The sequence below is a fragment of the Phytohabitans sp. LZ39 genome, from assembly GCF_059359075.1.
In genome coordinates, this window is record NZ_JCADBM010000002.1 from 455,671 (window position 1) to 476,126 (window position 20,456).

Genomic DNA, 20,456 nt, shown 5'->3' on the forward strand with positions numbered 1-20,456 from the left:
CGGCCATGAACCGTGGCCGCCGGCTGGCATCCATCCTCGTCGTCGCCTCGCTGGGCCTGGGCAGCCTCGTCGGTTGCCAGACCGAGACCGGCAAGGCCGCGTTCGTGGGTGACACGACGATCAGCGAAGACCGGGTCTCCGAGGTGTACGACGACGCGGTGGCCAAGGCGCCCAAGGAGGAGCCCACTCCGGAGGCGTCCGGGTCGCCCGCGCCCGCCGCCGAGCAGTCGGTGACCCGCCAGGAAGTCGTCGACCTGCTGGTGAGCCTCGAGCTGGCCCGCCGCGTGGTGAAGGAAAAGAACCTGCCGCCCGCGCCGCAGCCGATCGACCCGGCGGCGGTCGCCGACGCGCGCAAGCTGCCCGCCGACAGCGAGTACGTGAAGCTGGCCGCCGAGTGGTACGAGCTCCAGTCGGTGATCCTCCAGAACGCCCCGCGCTCCCAGCTCACGGACGAGGGCATCACCAAGGTGTACGAAGCGCTGGTCAAGGTCGACGTGATCCAGCCGGGCGCCCCGGTGGACGAGGTGCGAAAGTCGATCGCGCAGATCCCCTCCGCCGTGGACGGGATCGTCGTGGCGACCGCGCTCGGCGCCGCCTTGGAGTCGACCGACACCAAGGTCAACCCCAAGTACGCCCCGGTCAACGCGCCGGTGTTCCTCAACACCGGCCAGGGCCTGATCTTCTTCGACCTGCCCTACATCTCGTCCGACATGGTGACCGACGTTTCTCTATGACGGCCCGGCTCGTACTGCTCGTCACCTCGCCCCGCCTGCCGGTCGGCCTGCTGACGGCGGAGGCCTGGGATCTCGTGCGCGCCCACCCGGTGCTGGCCGGCGCGGAGAGCGGGCTGGCCGCCGTCGTGCGGTCCGCGGGCGGTTCGGTGACGATCGCGAGCGGCACCGACGCGCTGCTGGACGCGGCGGGTGCCGACGGCACGGCGGTGTGGCTGGCCGGGCCGACAGGTGACGAGGCGTTCGCCCGCGAGCTGGGTCTGCGGCTGACCCGCGAGCCGGGGCGGGCCGAGCTGGAGCTGATGTACGGCTCGTGGGATCCGCCCGGCGCCCGGCTGATCGACGCGGTCACCGTGATGGACCGGCTCATGTCGCCCGGCGGCGACCCCTGGAAGCGGCAGCAGACGCACGCCACACTCGCGCAGTTCCTGCTGGAGGAGTGCTACGAGGCCTACGACGCGATCGAGGCGGGCGACCTCGGCGCGCTGCGCGAGGAGCTCGGTGACGTGCTGCTCCAGGTGGTGCTGCACGCGCGGATGGCGGAGGAGCTGCCCGAAGACGAGCGGTGGTCGGTCGACGACGTGGCCGGCGACCTGGTGGCGAAGCTGATCCGCCGCAACCCGCACGTCTTCGCCGGCGCGGCCGTGGCCGGGGTGGACGAGATCATCGAAAACTGGGAGCAGATCAAACGGGCCGAAAAGTCCCGCGACTCCGCTGTGGACGGCATCGCGCTCGCCCAGCCCGCGCTCGCGCTGGCCGCCAAGATCATGCAGCGGGCGGAGCGGGCGGGCATCGAAGTGCCGCTACCTCAGGCCGAGGACGATCTCGGTGCGGCGCTGCTGGCCATCGTCGCCGACGCCCGCTCGCGCGGGCTCGACGCGGAGGCCGCGCTCCGGCGGACCGCGCTGTCGTACGCCGAATCGGTGCGCGCGGCCGAAGCCGGCTCCGCGCGCCCAACCGAAGCCGGCTGAGCGGTCAGGCCCACCGCCAGCCCGAGCGCCACCACCAGCACGCCCGCGGTCTGGCCCGGATCGGGCAGGCGGCCGGCCTGTATCGCGGCGGTGACCAGCGTGGCCACCGGCATCAGGCCGACGATCATGCCGGCCCGCTCCACGCCCAGCCGCTGCAACCCGGTGAACCAGGCCACGAACGCCACCACCGTCATCAGCAGCGCCAGGTAGCCGAGCGTGACCGCCTCGACCGGCGTGGGCGCCCGCCACTCGGCCACCTCACCGGCCGCGAGGCCGCCGACCAGGAGCAGCGGGGCGGCGAGCCCGCAGCTGTACGCGGCGACCCGGATCGCTCCCAGGCGGGGCAGCACCGCGGCGGCGAGCAGCGAGAAGAGCACCTCGCCGACCAGCGCGCCGAACGAGGCGAGCACGCCCACCGCGTCGGCCTTGCCGGAGCCCTGCACGAGCGCCGTGCCGCCGACGACCACGGCCGCGGCCACCACGATCCGGGCGGCCGGTCGGGCGCCGCGGAGCATCGGCGCGAGCAGCGCGAGGCCGAGCGGGGCGGCGCCGATCACGGTGCCGACCACGGCCGCGTCGGCGTGCGGCAGGGCGATCAGGATGCAGACGTTGAACGCGGCCAGCCCGGTCGCCGCCAGCACGGTCAGGATGCCCAGCTCACGGCGGGTTGGGCGGACCCGGCCGCGGACCAGGAGGGCGAGGATGAGGGCGGCCAGCCCGTACCGCAGCGCCTGGCCGGTCAGCGTGGGGTAGTCGAGGATCAGCTGGCTCAGCGACACCGAGCTCCCGACGATCACCATGCCCGCGATACAGAGCAGCGCGCCAACCTTCATGAGAGCGACGCTATGGTGGCAGTGGTCCATAAGACAGAGCCACTTGAGCGCGACGATGGAGGACCATTTTGTGGGAGGCGCTGGTCCATCTCGACCGCGAACGGCCGGGACTGGCCGACCAACTCATCGACGCGCTCCGCGACGCCATCGCCGACGGCCGCCTCGCCCCCGGCACCCGCCTGCCGTCCAGCCGCGCCCTCGCCGCCGACCTGAAGCTCTCCCGCGGCGTGGTGGTGGAGGCGTACGAGCAGCTGGTAGCCGAAGGCCGTCTCCTGTCCCGCCAAGGCGCCGGGACGGTGGTCGCGGCCTTGACGAGCGAGCCCGTCCGGCGACCCGCCGAACCCCCCGATCAGCAGGCGATGGCGGTGCTGCTGCGGCCGGGCGTGCCCGACCTCGGCATGTTTCCGCGCGCGGCGTGGCGCCGGGTGTACGAGAAGACGCTGGCGCACATGGCGGACGCCGCGCTCGACTACGGCGATCCGTCGGGTGCGCGGCGGCTGCGTGCCGAGCTGGCCAGCTACCTCGGGCGGGTGCGCGGCGCCCGGGTCAGCCCCGGCCAGATGATCGTGACGACCGGGGCGGCGCAGGGGTTCGCCGTGCTGGCCGCCGCGCTGCGGGACGGCGGGGCGACCGCGATCGGCTTCGAGGAGCCGGGCAGCTACGGCGTGCGCGGACACCTGGAAAGCCACGGGCTGCGCCTGGTGCCGGTGCCGGTCGACGGCGACGGACTCGACGTGGCCGCGCTGGAACGCTCGGGCGTGCCCGCCGTCTTCGTCACGCCGGCGCACCAGTTTCCGACCGGTGTCGTCCTCGCGCCGGCCCGCCGCGCGGCACTGGTCGAGTGGGCGCGGCGCACCGGCGGGCTGATCGTCGAAGACGACTACGACGCCGAGTTCCGCTACGACCGCGACCCGGTCGGGTGCCTACAGGGGATCGCCCCGGACACCGTCGCGTACATCGGCTCGGTCAGCAAGGCACTCGCTCCGGCGCTGCGGCTCGGCTGGCTGGCCGTACCCGAGAAATGGCGGGACGCGGTGGCCGAGCGGAAGGCGTGGGCCGACCTCGGCGGGCCCGTCCTGGAGCAGCTCGCGTTCGCGGAGATGCTGGCCGGCGGCGGGTACGACCGCCACCTGCGCCGGGCCCGGCTGGAACACCGCCGGCGCCGGGACGCGCTGGTCGCGGCCCTGCGGCGGCACATGCCCGGCCTGCGTATCTCCGGCGTGGCGGCCGGCCTGCACCTGGTCGTCGAGCTGCCGGAGGGCGTCGACGACGAGGCCCTCGCCGAGCGGGCGCGGGCCGCCGGGCTGGGCCCGCTGCCGCTCTCCCGCATGCGCCTGGCCAGCGGCGGACCGCCCGGACTCGTGCTCGGCTACGCGGCGAACCCACCCGGGGAGCTCGAAACGGCCGTACAGCAGCTAGCGTCTGCGTATGGCGCAGTTCGTACCGCTCGCTGAGCGCATCGTCGACGCAGTCCTGGAAAGCAACCCGGCCCTCGCCTCCTATGTGGGCGATCACCGCTTCGACGACAGGTTGCCCGACCTGTCCGCGAGCGGCGTGGCCGCCCAGGTGGCGATGCTGCGCGACGCGGGCAACGCGCTCGCCGAGGTCGACGCCGACACCCTCGACCCGCCCGAGCAGGTCGACCACGCGGTACTGACCGCGCTCGTCGAGCGCGGGCTGTTCGAGGCCACGGAGGTACGCGCGCACGAGTGGGACCCGCTCGAGCACAACCCCGCGCCGTTGATCTACAACCTGATCGCCCGCCCCTTCGCGTCCACGGAGGAGCGGCTGGCGAGCCTGGCCGGCCGCCTCGCCGCCGTCCCCGACGCGCTGGCCACCGCCCGCGCCACGCTGCGCGACTGCCCGCGCGTGCACGTGGAGACCGCGGCCGGACAGTTCGCCGGCGCGGCCGCCCTGGTGCGCGAGGAGGTGCCCGGCATGCTCGCCGCGGCGCCCGGGATGCGCGCCACCGTCGAGCCGGCGGCCGAGACCGCGGCGGCCGAGCTCGACGGGTTCGCGGCGTGGCTCCGCTCCAAAGTGGACGGCGCCGACCGCGACCCGCGGCTGGGTCGCCGGCTGTGGGAGGCACGGCTGTGGCACACGCTCGACACCGAGCTGCCCGCCGCGCAGGTGCTCGCCCGCGCACAGGCCAATCTCGAGCGCGTCACGGAGGAGATCCGCGCCGCGGCGGCCGAGCTGGTCGGCGGTCCGCCCGACGACGAGACGGTACGCCGCGCGCTCGGCCAGCTGTCCGCGGAGCGGCCGGACGAGGAGTCCATCGTGGACCTCGCCAAGGTGACGCTCGGCGAGACCACCGACTTCGTCCGCGCCCACGACCTGGTCGGGCTCGTCGACGACCCGTGCGAGATCCTGCCGATGCCCGAGTTCGCCCGCGGCGTCGCGGTGGCCTACTGCGACGCGCCCGGCCCGCTGGAGTCGGACGACCTGCCCACGTTCTACTGCATCGCGCCCGCCCCGGCGGACTGGCCGGCGGAGCGGGTCGAGTCGTTCTACCGCGAGTACAACAACCAGATGATCCGCAACCTCACGGTGCACGAGGCGATGCCGGGCCACTTCCTCCAGCTCGCACACGCCCGCCGATACCGCGGCACGACCCGGGTGCGCGCGATCGGCTCGTCCGGCCCGTTCGTGGAGGGCTGGGCCGTCTACACCGAGGAGCTGATGGTCGGCCTTGGCTTCGGCGGGCTGCCGGTCCGCCTTCAGCAGCTCAAGATGCAGCTGCGGATGAGCATCAACGCCATCCTCGACCAGCTGGTGCACTGCGAAGACATGTCCGAGGCGGACGCGATGGCGCTGATGACCGGGCGGGGCTTCCAGGAGGAGGGCGAGGCGGCCGGCAAGTGGCGCCGGGCGCTGCTCACCTCGACGCAGCTCTCCACCTACTTCGTCGGCTACACGGAGGTCGCCGACATCGCGGCCGCCCGCCCGGCCGGCACCTCACCCCGTGAGTGGCACGACGCCATGCTCGCCCACGGCTCCCCGCCACCCCGCCATCTGCGCACACTCCTCGGCGTCTGAGGGGAACCAGGCGGGCGCCCGGTGCGTGTACCGGCGTGAGCATCCCGACGGCGTCAAAGGCGACCCACCGCGCCGACCTGGGCACGTTTCCGGAGTTCTACCGGGCCCACGTGCACCGGGTGTACAAGGCGCTGGCGGTGACACTGGGCAATGACGACGTGGCCCGGGAGGCCGTCGACGAGGCGATGACCCGTGCGTACGCGCGCTGGCGCCACGTCCGCGAGCTGGACAATCCCGCCGGCTGGGTCTTCCGTGTGGGCTTCAACTGGGCCACGTCGTGGTGGCGCAAGGTACGGCGGGAACAGGGCGTACTCACCGAGGAGCGGCACCCGCGCGCGGCGGCGACCGACCCTGCCGCGTTCGCCGCCCGGGCGGCACTGGACCGATTGCCGCGCGCCCAGCGCGCGGTGATCGTCTGCCGGGTGCTCCTGGAGCTCTCCACCGCCGAGACGGCGCGCGCCCTGAGCATCTCCGAAGGCACCGTCAAGAGCCGCCTCTCCCGCGGGTTGACCGCCCTGCGGCAGGAGCTGGAGGGAAGGAGCGAGTCGTGAGCGTCATACCTGAGGACCTTGTCGACGCGGTGCACGACGCCGCGGCCGGCACCACCGAGTACATCCCCGACCTCGGCGGCATCGAGCAGCGGTGGCGGCGCCGCAGGCGGCGGCGGGCGGTCGCCGGCGCCGCGGGCGTGGCCGTACTCGTCGCGGTGAGCCTGGCGGCCCTGCCCGTGCTCGGCAGCCGGGGCGCCGGGCCTGACCAGCGCCCCGCGGGCGAGGACAAGACCGCCCAGCGCCTGATGATTCAGGGCTACTGGTCACTGAGAATGGGCGAGAACGGCCCCGAGTTCGGCGTGTCCTTGCCGGCCGGCACCGCCTTCGAGGTCCAGCCGGATGGCGCGGTCGCCCGCTGGGGCCTGCCCGAAAAGCTCGTCGTGAGTGACGCCGTGGGCCTGCCGGACGGCCGTGTGGTGGTCGCCGCGCGGGAGAAGTCTCAGCCGGCGTTCTTCGGAAGCCCTCCCCCACGGGGCGAGGGACGGCCGTTGGACGGTGCCAGCCTCAAGCCCGACAGACTCCTGGTCCTGTCGCGGGAGGGGACGGTCGAAGTGGCCAGGTCCGTGGGTAACGGCGGCCTGACACGGCTGGTGGGTGCGACGGCCGAGACGGCCTACCTGCTGAGGCACACCGGGCTCGTGGCGCACACCCTGGCCACCGGCGAGGAACGCGTCCTCGTCCCCGCCGACCGCCTCGCCGAGCACTACTGGTCCGAGGTCAGGGACGCCGACGTGGCCGGCGACCGAGCGCTGATCACCGGCGAACGCCAGCGCCGCTGCTACCTCAAGGTGGTGGACCTGCGGACGGGATCAACCGCGGAGCACCCGGTGACGCCGGGTGCCTGCCACGAAGTGCGGATGGCGCGGATGTCACAGGACGGCCGCCTAGCCGCCGTCAGCTACCAGCGGGCCGTCAAAGAGCCGCTGCGGCTGGCCGTCGTGGACCTGACGACCGGCGCCTCCCGGCTCGACGTACCGACCCCGGCGCCGGGCGAGGAGAGCCCGGATCTCGGGTTCGGCGAAGCGGTCGGCCTGGCGTGGCCGGACGGCACCCAGGTCCGGCTGGCCATGGCCCGCGCACCGCGCGCCGACCGCGTCTACCCGCTGGACGAGGTGCTGCACGTGCGCACCTTCGACGTCAACTAGCGCGGCACAACCTTCACCGGGTGAGCCGGCGGCTTCGGCCGCCGCTCACCCGGGCTGGCGAAATTGTCCCGGGTCCGCGTCAGCTGCGGACCGCCGCTCCCGCCGGAGACCGCGCGGGTCGGCGGCGAGCTGGCGCTCGCCGAAATCCCCGACCCACGCTGCCAGCTCCGCGCCCCAAGCCGTTCGCCTTTTGGAGTATGCGGCTTCGGGGTTGGCCTGGCCGCGAAACACCATGATCGGCGGCTCGCCGGCCGCTTTCCCAGTGTTTGGGGATGTGGTTCAGCATCCGGGATGCGTCATGATCGTTAGCCCGGAACCCGTGTGACACGCGGGCACGAACGCGGGTTTTGGGCTAACGATCACCGAAGGGCGAGAGCCACCGCGCTTGCGAAGCCTTGCTTGGCCCGGCCTCGAGCGACCAAAACCGCGAAAGTCGAGCTGCCCGAATGGGGCATTAGATACCAAGATCTGGTGGCCCGTGGGCTTGCACCGCGGACCCGGCAGCGGAGCGTCGGGGTTTCGGCGAGCGCCAGCGACGCCGAAACCCCGACCGGAGCGGTGCCCGCGGGAGCAAACGGTCTACAGGTGACGCGGACATGGGCAACGAAAAGGGAAACACCCCGCCTCTAGGTGCCGGATCGCTCGTCGACGATCTTGGCGCCGGCCGGGAGGGTGAACGCGTCGGGGTCGGTCTGGTCGCGGTAGCGGGTCATGGCGATGTCGACCTCGCTGCCGTCGACCACGCCGGAGAAGCTGCCGAGCACCCCGTCGATCGTGATGCACGCGTCGAACGCGGAGGCGGCGGCGTCGCGGATGCCGCGCACGGCTACGCACGTGGCGGGCCTCCCGGCGATCGTGGTGCCGCTCTGCTCGATCGTGGCGCCGCGCTCCAGCGACGCGGTCGTGAGCAGGCTGATCACCACGGTCGGTGCGATCAGCCCGTGCGCGCCGGCGTCGCGGAAGGCGGCGACGGCCGGCTCGTTGTTGGGCGTGGGCGCCTCGGTTAGCGTGCAGGTCGTCGTGGCGCCCGCGCGCCGGCAGTCGGCCGTGGCCTCGTCGGTGACGGTCAGCTTGCCCTCGGGGTACATGTACGCCGAGCGCAGCGGGGACTGGGCCTGGGCGATCGTGGCGGTGCGGCCTTCGGGCAGCTGGTACTCCGCCGAATAGGTCAGCTGGCCCGACGCGTCGAGCCGGCTGGCCAGCTCGTTGACGAGGTCGGCGCGGTCGATCGCCCCGCCCGTCTCGCCGCAGCCCGGCACCGCCGCACCCAGCGTCACCGCCACCAGCACGAGACGGACGAGACGGGCGCGAGGCATGGGGGCCAGGGTACTGAGTTTCGACCTGCCGGCGAGCCCAATTCCCGCCCTCATTAGGCTCATCGGCGAAGCCTCGGCCGCAGAGCGGCGGCCCCTGAACATCTAGGCGAGGAGCGTCACAGTGGCCACCATCGAGGGAATCGTCGCGCGGGAGATTCTCGACTCGCGCGGCAACCCCACCGTCGAAGTCGAGATCGGGCTCGACGACGGCACGATCGCGCGCGCGGCGGTACCGTCCGGCGCCTCCACCGGCGCCTTCGAGGCGGTCGAGCTGCGCGACGGCGACAGCGGCCGGTACAACGGCAAGGGCGTCGAGAAGGCCGTCGCCAACATCGAAGACCGGATCGTGCCCGAGCTGATCGGGTACGAGGCGAGCGAGCAGCGCGCCATCGACCAGAAGATGCTCGACCTGGACGGCACGCCCAACAAGGGGGATCTCGGGGCAAACGCCATCCTCGGCGTCTCCCTCGCGGTGGCGAAGGCGGCGGCCGCCAGCGCCGAGCTGAGCCTCTTCCGTTACGTCGGCGGCCCCAACGCGCACGTGCTGCCGGTGCCGATGATGAACATCCTCAACGGTGGCGCGCATGCCGACTCCAATGTCGACGTGCAGGAGTTCATGGTCGCGCCGATCGGCGCGCCGACGTTCCGCGAGGCGCTGCGCACCGGCGCGGAGGTCTACCACGCGCTCAAGTCGGTGCTGAAGAAGAAGGGCCTGTCGACCGGGCTGGGCGACGAGGGCGGCTTCGCGCCCAACCTGCCCACCAACGCGGCCGCGCTCGACCTGATCGCCGAGGCTGTGCAGGCCGCCGGGCTGCGGCTGGGCAACGACATCGTGCTCGCGCTCGACGTGGCGGCGACCGAGTTCTACAAGGACGGCGCGTACGTCTTCGAGGGCTCGCCCAAACCCACCGACGAGATGATCAATTACTACACCAAGCTGGTCGACTCGTACCCGATCGTGTCCATCGAGGACCCGCTGGCCGAGGACGACTGGGCCGGCTGGTCGGCGTTCACCGCGGCGCTGGGGGAAAAGATCCAGATCGTCGGCGACGACCTCTTCGTCACCAACCCGGAGCGCATCGCGCGCGGCATCGCCGAGAAGGCGGCCAACTCCGTGCTCGTCAAGGTCAACCAGATCGGCTCGCTGACCGAGACACTCGACGCGGTCGACCTCGCCCACCGTGCCGGCTTCACGTGCATGATGAGCCACCGTTCCGGCGAGACGGAGGACACCACGATCGCCGACCTCGCGGTGGCCACCGGCACCGGCCAGATCAAGACCGGCGCGCCGGCGCGCTCCGACCGGGTCGCGAAGTACAACCAGCTGCTTCGCATCGAAGAGGAGCTCGACGACGCGGCGCGGTACGCGGGGGCCGCGGCCTTCCCGCGGTACCATCTGTCCTAGTTGATCTAGGGCTGCGACAAGCGCCCCGGATCACGGGGAGGACGTGATGACGCAGAGGCTCACGCCGGGCGGGCAGGGCCCCGCCCGGCGCCCGGGACAGCGGAGCCGGGCCGCGCCACCGCGGACCGGCCGCCCGGTGTCCCGGGGCGCCGAAGCCAAGGAGAGCGCCGAGACCGGCCGCTCGGCCAACCGCCCGGCCGCCCGGCGCGCGCCGGTGCGCCGCACCAACGCGCCGCAGCCGCGCCGCTTCACCGGCCGCGCGACAGTGCTGCTCGTCGTGCTCATCGCCCTCGCGCTCGGCTACACCTATCCGGTGCGGGTCTACCTGACCCAGCAGTCCGACATCGCGAGCATGGAGCAGGCGCAGGCCGACCAGCGCCGGCGGATCGGCGAGCTGAGCGAGCAGGCGGCGCTCTGGAAAGACGAGCGGTACATCGAGATCCAGGCGCGAAAGCGGTTCTACATGGTCTACCCGGGCGAGGTGCCCCTGGTGGTGCTCACCGACCCCGAGGGGGCGGCCCGCGACGCCGGCACCCCGCCGGACGCCGGCAAGAGCCAGCCCGCCGACCCCTGGTACGACACGCTGTGGTCCTCGATCCAGGCCGCGGACGCGGAGAGCGACCGATGAGCGAGCCCGCTACCGCCGCCGACCTCGACGCGGTGGCCGCCCAGCTCGGCCGCACCCCCCGCGGCACGCGCGCGGTGGCGCACCGCTGCCCGTGCGGCCTGCCCGCCGTGGTCGAGACCCGGCCGCGCCTCGCCGACGGCACACCGTTTCCGACGCTGTACTACCTCACCTGCCCGCGCGCGACCGCGGCGTGCAGCCGGCTGGAGTCCGCCGGCGTCATGAAGGACATGGAGGCGCGGCTCGCCACCGATCCCGACCTGGCCAAGCAGTACCGCGCCGCGCACGACGACTACCTGACCCGCCGCGAGGCGATCGAGCACGTGCCGGAGATCGAGGGCACCTCGGCCGGCGGCATGCCCGGCCGGGTCAAGTGCCTGCACGTCCACATGGGACACGCGCTGGCGGTCGGGCCGGGCGTCAACCCCTTCGGCGACGAGGTGGTCGAGCAGGTCGGCGCCTGGTGGGCGGACGGACCATGCGTGACATCGTGATCCGCCGGGCCCGCACCGCCGACGTGCGGGCCATCCGCGACCTGATCGACACCTACAGCGAGGAACGCCGCCTGCTCAGCAAGGCCACCGTGACCCTCTACGAAGACGTGCAGGAGTTCTGGGTCGCCACCCGCGGCCCCGACGGTGCTGTGGTGGGCTGCGGGGCGCTCCACGTGATGTGGGAAGACCTGGCCGAGATCCGCACGGTAGCGGTGCACCCCTCCTGCCGCGGCCTGAAGATCGGCCACGGCATCGTCTCGGAGCTGCTCGGCGTGGCGCGCGAGCTCGGCATCGCGCGCGTGTTCGTGCTGACCTTCGAGACCGGCTTCTTCGGCTCGTTCGGCTTCGTCGAGATCGACGGCGCACCCGTGCCGGCGCCGGTCTACGAGCAACTGCTCCGCTCGTACGACGAGGGCGTCGCCGAATTCCTCGGCCTCGAGCGCGTCAAACCCAACACCCTCGGCAACAGCCGCATGCTCCTCCACCTCTAGAGACCTTTCGGGGTCGGGGTCGCCGCCCGTCGTGGCGTTGCTTCGAGGCAAATTTGCCCATGTTCTTCGCCATCCTGACGCAGCGTCACGAGCTCATGGGCCGGGATAGGGGGTCGAAGGCCCCCGACTCCGAAAGGTCTCTAGTCCGGCGGGGCCTCGGGCTCCGGACGGGGCCGGCTGGCCTTGTTTCGCGTTACTGGGTGGGTGGCACGGCTCGGGCTTCGCACGTTGGCTGCGGCTAGGGGATTGACCGGGCCGCGGACTACCGTGGCCGGCAGGTCGCCGGTCCGCCTTCCCACTGGTTGGGGATGCGGCGTCATGATCGTTCGCCCGGAAACGACACGACACGCCGGGAAGAGTGCGGGTATTGGGCGAACGATCATCGGGGAAAGCGGCAAAGGCTGGAGAGCTTGCGGACGAAGCGCCGGAAGTGCGGGTCGAAGATCTCGCCGGCGTCCGCGATCTCGCCCGGCGTCCACCAGCGGGCGGCGTGAAACTCCTCGCTCGCCGGCACCGTCCAGGCGCGGTCGCCCGGTGCCACGTACCAGATGCTCACGTCGGTGTGCCCGGCGTCGATGCTCCTCGTCAGAGTCGCGGTGAGGAAGACCGGCCGCACGTCGACCGTGACGCCGAGCTCTTCGTGAGCCTCTCGGCGGGCGGTGTCCGCGGGGTGCTCGCCCGGGTCGACGTGGCCGCCGGGCGGCAGCCACAGGCCGGCCTTGACGTGGTCGACCAGCAGGATGTCGCCTTCCGCGGTGATCGGCACGACGTACGACACGAGGTGGCGTGGCGGCGTGGCCGGCTTGACCCGGCGGAAGACGTCGTCGGTGCTCTCCAGCCAGCGCAGCGTCTCCTGCCGGTGGGTCGCTTCCAGGTCGTCCAGGGGTGTGATGGCGGCGACGATGTCGTGGACCGCGGTGACCGGCGGGAGCATCCGGCTAGGGTTTCACGCATGACGAGGGTGGCGGCGATCGACTGTGGGACCAACTCGATCCGGCTGCTGGTGGCCGACATCGACGGGTCGCTGACCGACGTCGTGCGGCGCATGGAGATCGTCCGCCTCGGTCAGGGGGTCGACCGCACCGGCCGGCTGGCCCCCGAGGCGATCGAGCGCACCCGCGTGGCCCTCGCCTCCTACGCGGCCCAGATCCGCGAGCTCGGTGCCACCCGTGTGCGGATGTGCGCCACCTCGGCGACGCGCGACGCGGCCAACGCGGGCGACTTCCGCGGCATGGTGGTCGAGACGCTGGGCGTCGAGCCGGAGGTGGTGACCGGCGAGGAGGAGGCGCGGCTGTCGTTCACCGGCGCGGTGCGTGGCCTGAGCGCCGAGCCGCCATACCTGGTGGTCGACATCGGCGGCGGCTCCACCGAGTTCGTGGTGGGGGAGTCCACCGTGGAGGGTGCGATCTCCGTCGACATCGGGTGCGTCCGGATGACCGAGCGGCACCTGCACGGCGACCCGCCCACGGCCGCCGAGATCGCCGCGGCCACCGATGACGTCACCGCCACGGTCGACCGGGCGTTGGCCGCCGTGCCGGGGCGGGAGGCCCGCACGCTGGTGGGGCTGGCTGGCTCGGTGACGACGGTGGCGGCGATCGCGCTCGGCCTGCCCGAGTACGACCCGGGCCGCACCCACCACGCGGTCGTGTCCTATGACGAGGTGGCCAAGGTCACCGGCGAGCTGCTCGCGATGACGACCGCCCAGCGGCTGGCGATCCCGGTCATGCACCCGGGCCGCGCGGACGTGATCGGCGCGGGCGCGCTCGTGCTGCGGGTCGTCATGGAGCGCGCCGCCATGCCGGCGGTGGTCGCCAGCGAACACGACATCCTCGACGGCATCGCCTGGAGCCTGGCGTAGAGACTGGCGCCTGGCATAGAGACTGGCGCCTGGCGCAGGAGCGGGTCAGTTGGTGCGGCGCAGCTCGGCCCGGGACTGCTCGCGGGGCTCGGACTCGTCGCGTGACCACCACCAGGCGTAGCTGATCGCGCCCGGCTGGGGCAGGTGCAGGATGATGCGGGCCACCAGCGGCCCCTCGTACGCGGTGAACTCGCCCGGCTTGGTCTGCGTGAAGCGCACCACCCCGGGCAGCTCGAGGCACGCCACGTGCAGCTCCAGCCGGCCCGCCTCGCCAGCCACCAGCACCGTGTGCTCGACGTGTTGCAGGCCGTTGTGGTCGTTGGTGGCCTCGTAGTCGAGGGTCACCGCGCGGCCGCGCACGATCGACGCCACCGCCATCCTCGCCACGAAGGGTCCGCTCTCCGGGCCGTCGCCGCGCCCCCGGTAGACGCCGCTGGCGTTTGCCAAGCGTCCCAACACATCCTCGGCCTGCACGGCGACACACTAGCTGCTGGCGGCAAGTACCGGGGCGTCGCATCCACAGTGGACACTTGGCGATGCGTTGCCGCCTGTGTCCGGACACTCGCATTAGGTGACCGGGGTGGCGGCGGCCGGGCCGGCTCGCTTAGGTTGCCACCGCCGAATGACCATCGCCCGGGAGAGGACCCCGCCGTGACCAACCAGCCACCTTCGTCGCCAGCCCAGGAAGAGGGTACGGCGCCGGAGCCCGCGCCGATCCCCGCCAAGAAGGGTGGCGCGAGCAAGGTGATCCTCGGCATCGTGGCCGTGCTCGCGGTGGTGGTCCTCGCGGTTGTCGCCGTCGTCGTCGTGCGCGGGGTGCTCTCCACCACCGACCCGACCCAGGACGCCAAGGCGGGCGACTGCCTCGCCAACCTGCCGCAGGCCCAGCCCGGCGAGGAGGCCAACGTCAAGGACGCCAAGGTGGTGGCCTGCGACTCGCCCGACGCCAAGTACACGGTGTCCGGCCGGGTCGACGACGTCACTGTCGCGCAGGCCTCGGTCGACGAGGTGTGCGAGCCGTTCAAGGACGCCACGATGCGGTACTACGCGATCCCGGCCGGCGGCAAGGGTTACGTGCTCTGCCTGAAGCCGGCCTGATACCCCGTTCCCCGCGGCGGCGAGGCGTACACAGAGCAACAGGGAGGTGTACGCCACGCCGCCGTTGCCTTTCCCCACCCCGGTACGGCATGGCAGGCTACGCGCACGCAAGAACGCCACTGTGCGACCAGCCAACGATGACTGACCGGCAGGAGGACGGCCTATGGGCGAAATGGTTAGCTACCGCAGCAACGGTGGGACGAGTGAGGGATATCTCGCTCTACCGTCCGCCCCCGGCGCCTCAGCCGTCGTAGTGATCCAGGAGTACTGGGGCCTGGTGCCGCACATCATCTCGCTCACCGAGCGGTTCGCGGAGGCGGGATTCGTGGCGCTGGCGCCGGATCTCTACCACGGCAAGCACACCACCGAGCCCGACGAGGCCGGCAAGCTCATCATGGGCCTCGCGATGGACCAGGCCGCCAAAGACATCGCCGGCGCCGCCGCGTACCTCGCGGAGCGGCCGGAGACCGGTGGCAAGGTGGGCGCGGTCGGCTTCTGCGCGGGTGGCAGCCTCGCGCTGTGGTCGGCGACGCTGTCCGAGCGGATCGTCGCCACGGTCGGCTTCTATCCGGTGCTCCCGTGGGAGCGGATGCGCCCCGACTGGTCCGGCTACTCCGGCAAGTCGGCCGTGATCCACTGCTCCGAGGGCGACGGCACCTCGGCGGCCGAGGGGGTGCAGCTGGCCCGGCGCTCGATCGAGGAGGCCGGTGGCGACTGCGTCCTCTACGACTACGCGGGCACCAAGCACGCCTTCTTCAACGACGACCGGCCCGAGGTCTTCGCCCGGGAGGCGGCCGCGAGCTCCTGGGCCCGCACGCTCGACTTCCTCCGTACCAAACTTGGCTGAGACCAGGACCCCCGATGAGGTGGCCGGCCGCGCACGCCGGTCGGCCACCCTCGACGATCTTGACGTCGCCGTCTCCGACTGTTTCGCCTGCCCCCGGCTGGTGGCCTGGCGGGAGGAGGTGGCCGCGACCAAGCGGGCCTCCTTCCGCGACCAGGAGTACTGGGGCCGGCCCGTCCCCGGCTACGGCGCGGGCGACGCGCGGCTGGCCATCCTCGGCCTGGCGCCCGCCGCGCACGGCGGCAACCGCACCGGTCGCATCTTCACCGGTGACCGCTCCGGCGACGTGCTCTTCGCCGCGCTGCACCGGGCCGGCCTGGCCAACCAGCCGACCAGCGTGTCACGCGACGACGGGCTGGCGCTGCGCGACACCCGCATCTTCGCCGCGGTCCGCTGCGCGCCGCCGGACAACAAGCCCACGCCGGGCGAGCGCGACACCTGCGCGCCGTGGCTGCACCGCGAGGTCGAGCTGGTCAAACCCACGCTCCGGGTGGTGGTCGCGCTGGGTGCCTTCGCCTGGGCCGCGTGGTGGCCGGCCATGGCCGCGGTGTACGGGGTACGCCCGCCCGTACCCCGGCCCGCCTTCGGTCACGGGGCCCGATGGAGTGGCGCGGACGTGCCGGCATTGATCGGCTGCTACCACGTGAGCCAGCAGAACACCTTTACCGGGCGGCTCACACCCGCGATGCTGGACGATGTGTTCGCCGCCGCGAAGCACCTCGCGGGGCTTGCCTGACGCCGGGCGGTACGGTTACAGGCACGCCCGACTATTGACATTCCGGACATAACGCCAAATGACTCCTGGTTCACTGCGCAGATTGTGGCCACTGGCCGCTGTCGTCCTGCTTCTCGCCCTCGCGGCGGTCGCTGCCGCGCACTCCTCGCCCCAGATCGGCCGGGTCGACGAGCCGGCGATCGACAGCGGCCCCGCGCCCCAGCTCGAGGAGCACGACCTGGAGCGGGAGCCCACCCCCCAGCCGGGTGACTTCGTCGACACCGACCCGACCCAGGTGCCCGGCTGGCTGGGCACGGCCGCCTTGGTCATCGGCTGCGTCATCCTGGCCGTACTCATCGGTGTGATGGTCTGGACCCTCGCCCGCGAGGTCAGCCGCCGGCGCGTGCGCGGCAAGATGCCGCCGCGCCAGGTGAGCCGCACGGCGAGCGCGGAGGAGGTCGTCGCCGCCCTCGACGCCGGTCTCATCGACCTCTCCGACGCCGACCTCGACCCGCGGCGGGCGGTGATCGCCTGCTGGCTGCGCCTGGAGCAGGCGGCGGCCGCGGCCGGCACCCCGCGCCAGGCCACCGACACGCCCACCGACCTCGTCACCCGGCTGCTCGGCCAGCACAACGTGAGCGGTGACGTGCTGGCCAGCTTCGCCGACGTCTACCGCGAGGCGCGGTACGCCACGCACGCCGTCGACGAGCGCATGCGCGAGCAGGCCCGCGCCGCCCTCCAGCGCCTGCGCGCCGAGCTGACGGCGGAGGCAAGGGCGTGAGCGTCGAGACGAGCATCGACGACCTCCTGGTACACGAGGAGGAGCCGCCCCCGCAGCCCAAGCGCGTGGCCACCGGCGCCGGCTGGTGGATCCGCACGGTGCTGATGGCCGCCGGCCTCGCCGCGGTCGCGGTCTTCGGCATGCGGATGGCCGGCCTGACGCTGGCCATCCCGCTCGCCTTCGCGGGCTGCCTCGCGCTGCTGCTGCTCCGCCGGGTCGTCGCGTACGTGGCGGCGCCACCGCTGGCGAAGATCGGGCTGCGCCGCGTGGTGGGCGAGGAGAGCGGCTCGTACAACTGGCGGACCAGCCAGGACGCCCTGCGCGTGGCGGTGCACCGGTGGGAGGTGCCGCTGGGCTGGTCCCGCCGCGAAGACCTCGACCGCTACCTGCGCACCGTGCCCAAGATGCTCCGCGAGCTCGCCGACGAGCGCCTGCGCCAGCGCCATGGCCTTACCATCGCCAGCGACCCGAAAAGCGCCCGCGCGCTCCTGGGCGAAGAGTTGTGGACCATCCTGACCACCCCGGTCAAGCGCCCCGTGGCGCCGCGCGATCTGGCGGCGTCCATCTCCCGACTGGAGAAGCTATGAGCGACGACGTCCAAGCGGTGCCGGTGTACGAGGTGGGGCGCCTCGCCCACGCCGTGCTGGACACGGTGGGCACGGTGGTGGTGGGCAAGCGCGGCGCCTTGGAGCTCGTGCTCTCCGGCATCCTCGCCGGCGGCCACGTGCTGCTCGAAGACCTCCCCGGCCTCGGCAAGACGCTGACCGCGCGGTCGTTCGCGCAGGCGCTGGGGCTCGACTTCCGGCGGTTGCAGTTCACACCCGACCTGCTGCCCGCCGACGTCACCGGCTCGTTCCTGTACGACCAGCGCCGCTCCGACTTCACGTTCCGCGCCGGGCCGGTCTTCACCAACCTGCTGCTCGCCGACGAGATCAACCGCACGCCGCCGAAGACACAGGCCGCCCTGCTGGAGGCGATGCAGGAAAAGCAGGTCTCGGTCGAGGGCGTCACCTACCGGCTCGACGAGCCCTTCCACGTGCTGGCCACCGCCAACCCGATCGAGTACGAAGGCACCTACCCGCTGCCCGAGGCACAGCTCGACCGCTTCCTGCTGCGGGTCTCGTTCGGCTACCCCAGCCGCGACGAGGAGTGGGAGGTGCTTCAGCGCCGCATGTCCCGCCGCCGCGAGGAGGCCGAGCTGCGGGCGGTGGTCAACCCCGCCACCCTGCGCGGCATGCAAGCCGCCCTGGAAGACATCGCGGTCGAAGACTCGATCGGCCGGTACATCGTGGACCTCACCGCCGCCACCCGCGAGCACCCGTCGGTGCTCGTCGGTGCCTCCCCGCGCGGGTCGCTGGCGCTGCTGCTCCTCTCCCGGGCGCGGGCCGTGCTCGCCGGCCGCGACTTCGTGATCCCGGAAGACGTCAAGGAGGTCGCCGCGCCGGCGCTCGCACACCGCATCACGCTCCGCCCGGAGATGTGGCTGCGCCGCGTCGACCCGTCCTTTGTGGTGGGTGAGGTGCTGGAGAAGGTGCCGGCACCGGCGAGCGGCGCGCTGCCCACCTACGCCGCCGGCTTCGGCGGCCGGGAGCCGGGCACCCGGATCACCGAGCCCCTCGAGCCGGGCCGGTGACGCTTCTCCGGCCCGCCGTTCCAGGGGTCGAGGGGAGTGTGGAGTTCCTCGACACCCAGCCCGAGTGGGTGCCCACCAAGGCGCTCGGCCGGGCGGTGCTGGTGACCGGGCTGCTCCTCGTCGCCGGGGTCCTGGCCGGGCGGGTCGACCTCGTGGTGCTGGCGATCCCGTTCGCCGTGGGCGCCGCCGTCGCGCTGCACCGCCGGCCCCGCGAGCGGCCGCGGATCGCGCTCGACATCGACGAGGGCTATCTCGTGGAGGGCGCCGAGGCCTTCGCCGCCGTGACGGTCGGCAACCCGGACCCGCCGGCGTACGACCTGGTGGTGATCCGCACCCGCATCCCGCCGTGGCTGCGGATCAAGGACGGCGACCGGCCGGTCGTGCTCACGCTCGCGCCGGGCGCGGTCGACCAGGTGGAGCTGCGCGGCAAGGCGCTGCGCTGGGGCCGCCACCCGCTCGGCCCGGCCGCCGCGCGCGCCGCCGCCTGCGACGGGCTGATGATCAGCCGGCCGGGCGTCGCCTACGCGCGGGACGTCAAGGTGTACCCGGTCACCGAGCCCTTCGACGCCGACGAGGCCATGCCGCGCGCCGCCGGGCTGGTCGGCGCGCACCGGTCGCGGCGCCCGGGGGAGGGCGGCGAGCTGGCCGGCGTACGCGTCTTCCAGCCCGGCGACCGCCTTCGCCGCATCGACTGGCGGGTCTCGCTGCGCGCCCGGCAGCTGCACGTGGCCGCCACCCTCTCCGACCGCGACGCCGAGGTGGTGCTGCTGCTCGACGTACTCGCCGAGGCGGGCAGCTCCGGCGGCGTGGGCGGCACCGCGTCGGTGCTCGACACCACGGTGCGGGCCGCCGCCGCGATCGCCGAGCACTACCTGCACCGCGGCGACCGGGTCTCGATGCTCGAGTACGGCACGTCGGCCCGCCGCCTGCGCCCCGCGACCGGCCGCCGGCAGTACCTGACCGTGCTGGAGTGGCTCCTCGACGTCGAGGCCCAGCCGTCCCCGTACGAGCCGTACGACCACGTCTTCGGCCCGCACCTGCTCTCCTCGGATGCGCTTGTGGTGGTCTTCACCCCGCTGATCGACGCGCGTTCGGGCGAGATGCTCGCCAAGCTGGCCCGCGCCGGACGCTTCGTGCTCGCGGTCGACACGCTGCCCGAGCGGGTCGCGCCGGCCCGCCGCAGCGACTGGACCGACATGGCGCACCGGCTGTGGCGGCTGGAGCGCGACAACACGATCGGGCAGCTGCGCGAGCACGGCGTGCCGGTGGTGCGCTGGGCCGGAGCCGGCACCCTCGACCTGGTGCTCCGCGACGTCGCCCGGATGGCCTCCGCGCCGAAAGGGGCCCTGCGGTGATCGGCCGCGCGGCGTACGTGCTGTCCCGGGCCACGGCCGGGCCGCTGCTGGTGCGCGCGGGCGTGTTCGCCGTCGCGCTGGCCGCGCTCGTGGTCGGGTACCCGGCGGAGATGCGCGCCGGCTACTTCACCGGCGTGCTGGTCATCCTCGCCGGCATCGCCGCGATCCTGCCGCGCAGCCCTTGGGTCACCGTGGCCATCCTGGCCGCGGTCTCCGGCTGGGTGGTCTCCACCATCTGGTACGAGGACCCGGTCGAGCTGTGGCGGCTGATCGCGCTGGCCTCGTTCCTCTACCTGACCCACAGCCTGGCGGCGCTCAGCGCGCTCCTGCCCTACGACGCGCACGTCCCGGCCGAGGTCACCGTGCGGTGGCTCTCCCGGGCACTGGCGGTGGTACTCGGCTCGGCGGTGCTCACCGTGCTCCTGCTGAGCGCGGCCAACCGGGGCGGCGACCGCGACCTCCTCGTGGCGGCGCTGGCCGGCCTGGGGGTGGCGCTCGGCGCGACGGCGCTGCTCGCCTGGTTGCTCCGCCGCCGTTGAGGCGTTGCCGCCGTCACACCAGTCGTATCGGC

General features: G+C 72.9%; 22 protein-coding genes and 1 pseudogene. 19 read left to right on the forward strand and 4 right to left on the reverse strand.

All coding sequences use genetic code 11. The features are described 5' to 3' along the window. The first annotated feature begins 5 nt into the window (after positions 1–5). Both AC5L36_RS05725 and AC5L36_RS05730 read left to right on the forward strand, forming a co-directional pair. Positions 6–734, forward strand: coding sequence for a hypothetical protein (locus tag AC5L36_RS05725; RefSeq protein WP_441214285.1), 729 nt, complete (start codon positions 6–8; stop codon positions 732–734). Next, positions 731–1,702 carry a nucleoside triphosphate pyrophosphohydrolase gene (locus AC5L36_RS05730; protein ID WP_441214286.1) on the forward strand — a complete coding sequence of 324 codons (972 nt, stop codon included), beginning with the start codon at positions 731–733 and terminating at the stop codon, positions 1,700–1,702. The genes AC5L36_RS05725 and AC5L36_RS05730 overlap by 4 nt, the downstream gene beginning before the upstream one ends. A gap of 23 nt (positions 1,703–1,725) precedes the next feature. On the opposite strand, the pseudogene AC5L36_RS05735 reads toward AC5L36_RS05730, so the two are convergent. Then, a pseudogene (locus tag AC5L36_RS05735) lies at positions 1,726–2,565 on the reverse strand (DMT family transporter); the annotation flags it as partial. 38 nt (positions 2,566–2,603) lie between these two features. Between AC5L36_RS05735 and pdxR the strand changes: the two are divergent. Genes pdxR through AC5L36_RS05755 form a run of 4 tightly spaced genes read left to right on the forward strand, consistent with a single transcriptional unit; the run spans position 2,604 to position 7,270 of the window. Further along, a complete protein-coding gene (gene pdxR, locus AC5L36_RS05740; protein WP_441214287.1) occupies positions 2,604–3,989 on the forward strand; it encodes a MocR-like pyridoxine biosynthesis transcription factor PdxR in 1,386 nt (461 codons plus the stop codon). Then, positions 3,964–5,574, forward strand: a complete 1,611-nt coding sequence (locus tag AC5L36_RS05745; RefSeq protein ID WP_441214288.1) for a DUF885 domain-containing protein — start codon at positions 3,964–3,966, stop codon at positions 5,572–5,574. Before pdxR ends, AC5L36_RS05745 begins: the two co-directional genes overlap by 26 nt. A gap of 35 nt (positions 5,575–5,609) precedes the next feature. Next, positions 5,610–6,125: an RNA polymerase sigma factor gene (locus AC5L36_RS05750; RefSeq protein WP_441214289.1), complete on the forward strand. Its 516-nt coding sequence runs from the start codon at positions 5,610–5,612 to the stop codon at positions 6,123–6,125. Continuing rightward, a complete protein-coding gene (locus tag AC5L36_RS05755) occupies positions 6,122–7,270 on the forward strand; it encodes a hypothetical protein (RefSeq protein ID WP_441214290.1) in 1,149 nt (382 codons plus the stop codon). Before AC5L36_RS05750 ends, AC5L36_RS05755 begins: the two co-directional genes overlap by 4 nt. 626 nt (positions 7,271–7,896) lie before the next feature. Here the strand turns inward: AC5L36_RS05755 and AC5L36_RS05760 are convergent. Then, on the reverse strand, positions 7,897–8,586 hold the full coding sequence (locus AC5L36_RS05760; protein WP_441214291.1) for a hypothetical protein: 690 nt from the start codon (positions 8,584–8,586) through the stop codon (positions 7,897–7,899). Positions 8,587–8,707: 121 nt separating this feature from the next. On the opposite strand from AC5L36_RS05760, the gene eno reads away from it, so the two are divergent. The 4 genes from eno to AC5L36_RS05780 are packed head-to-tail and all read left to right on the forward strand — an operon-like array spanning position 8,708 to position 11,601. Further along, positions 8,708–9,991: a phosphopyruvate hydratase gene (eno, locus tag AC5L36_RS05765; RefSeq protein WP_441214292.1), complete on the forward strand. Its 1,284-nt coding sequence runs from the start codon at positions 8,708–8,710 to the stop codon at positions 9,989–9,991. A gap of 46 nt (positions 9,992–10,037) precedes the next feature. After that, positions 10,038–10,619, forward strand: a complete 582-nt coding sequence (locus AC5L36_RS05770; RefSeq protein WP_441214293.1) for an FtsB family cell division protein — start codon at positions 10,038–10,040, stop codon at positions 10,617–10,619. Beyond that, positions 10,616–11,110 carry a DUF501 domain-containing protein gene (locus tag AC5L36_RS05775; protein WP_441214294.1) on the forward strand — a complete coding sequence of 165 codons (495 nt, stop codon included), beginning with the start codon at positions 10,616–10,618 and terminating at the stop codon, positions 11,108–11,110. The genes AC5L36_RS05770 and AC5L36_RS05775 overlap by 4 nt, the downstream gene beginning before the upstream one ends. Continuing rightward, positions 11,095–11,601 carry an amino-acid N-acetyltransferase gene (locus tag AC5L36_RS05780; RefSeq protein ID WP_441214295.1) on the forward strand — a complete coding sequence of 169 codons (507 nt, stop codon included), beginning with the start codon at positions 11,095–11,097 and terminating at the stop codon, positions 11,599–11,601. Before AC5L36_RS05775 ends, AC5L36_RS05780 begins: the two co-directional genes overlap by 16 nt. 379 nt (positions 11,602–11,980) lie before the next feature. Here AC5L36_RS05780 and AC5L36_RS05785 read toward each other — a convergent pair whose 3' ends face one another. Further along, a complete protein-coding gene (locus tag AC5L36_RS05785) occupies positions 11,981–12,535 on the reverse strand; it encodes an NUDIX domain-containing protein (RefSeq protein ID WP_441214296.1) in 555 nt (184 codons plus the stop codon). 18 nt (positions 12,536–12,553) lie between these two features. Here AC5L36_RS05785 and AC5L36_RS05790 point away from each other — a divergent pair, with 18 nt between their 5' ends. After that, entirely contained in the window at positions 12,554–13,459 is a 906-nt protein-coding gene (locus AC5L36_RS05790; RefSeq protein WP_441214297.1) for a Ppx/GppA phosphatase family protein, read from the forward strand. A gap of 45 nt (positions 13,460–13,504) precedes the next feature. Here the strand turns inward: AC5L36_RS05790 and AC5L36_RS05795 are convergent, their stop codons facing one another. Continuing rightward, a complete protein-coding gene (locus AC5L36_RS05795; protein ID WP_441214298.1) occupies positions 13,505–13,933 on the reverse strand; it encodes a hypothetical protein in 429 nt (142 codons plus the stop codon). Between the two features lie 177 nt (positions 13,934–14,110). Here AC5L36_RS05795 and AC5L36_RS05800 point away from each other — a divergent pair, with 177 nt between their 5' ends. From AC5L36_RS05800 to AC5L36_RS05835, 8 genes are all read left to right on the forward strand, one after another. Beyond that, positions 14,111–14,557, forward strand: a complete 447-nt coding sequence (locus tag AC5L36_RS05800) for an LppU/SCO3897 family protein (protein ID WP_441214299.1) — start codon at positions 14,111–14,113, stop codon at positions 14,555–14,557. A gap of 163 nt (positions 14,558–14,720) precedes the next feature. After that, on the forward strand, positions 14,721–15,404 hold the full coding sequence (locus AC5L36_RS05805; RefSeq protein WP_441214300.1) for a dienelactone hydrolase family protein: 684 nt from the start codon (positions 14,721–14,723) through the stop codon (positions 15,402–15,404). A gap of 19 nt (positions 15,405–15,423) precedes the next feature. After that, positions 15,424–16,137 (forward strand): uracil-DNA glycosylase, encoded by a 714-nt coding sequence (locus AC5L36_RS05810; protein WP_441214488.1) that lies wholly within the window; start codon positions 15,424–15,426, stop codon positions 16,135–16,137. A gap of 58 nt (positions 16,138–16,195) precedes the next feature. After that, a complete protein-coding gene (locus AC5L36_RS05815; RefSeq protein ID WP_441214301.1) occupies positions 16,196–16,897 on the forward strand; it encodes a DUF4129 domain-containing protein in 702 nt (233 codons plus the stop codon). Continuing rightward, positions 16,894–17,484 (forward strand): hypothetical protein, encoded by a 591-nt coding sequence (locus AC5L36_RS05820; RefSeq protein WP_441214302.1) that lies wholly within the window; start codon positions 16,894–16,896, stop codon positions 17,482–17,484. The genes AC5L36_RS05815 and AC5L36_RS05820 overlap by 4 nt, the downstream gene beginning before the upstream one ends. After that, positions 17,481–18,530, forward strand: coding sequence for an AAA family ATPase (locus tag AC5L36_RS05825; protein ID WP_441214303.1), 1,050 nt, complete (start codon positions 17,481–17,483; stop codon positions 18,528–18,530). The genes AC5L36_RS05820 and AC5L36_RS05825 overlap by 4 nt, the downstream gene beginning before the upstream one ends. Positions 18,531–18,568: 38 nt before the next feature. After that, complete coding sequence (locus tag AC5L36_RS05830) at positions 18,569–19,885, forward strand: DUF58 domain-containing protein (RefSeq protein ID WP_441214489.1); 1,317 nt, start codon at positions 18,569–18,571, stop codon at positions 19,883–19,885. After that, positions 19,882–20,424: a hypothetical protein gene (locus tag AC5L36_RS05835; protein ID WP_441214304.1), complete on the forward strand. Its 543-nt coding sequence runs from the start codon at positions 19,882–19,884 to the stop codon at positions 20,422–20,424. Before AC5L36_RS05830 ends, AC5L36_RS05835 begins: the two co-directional genes overlap by 4 nt. The last annotated feature ends 32 nt before the right edge of the window (positions 20,425–20,456 follow it).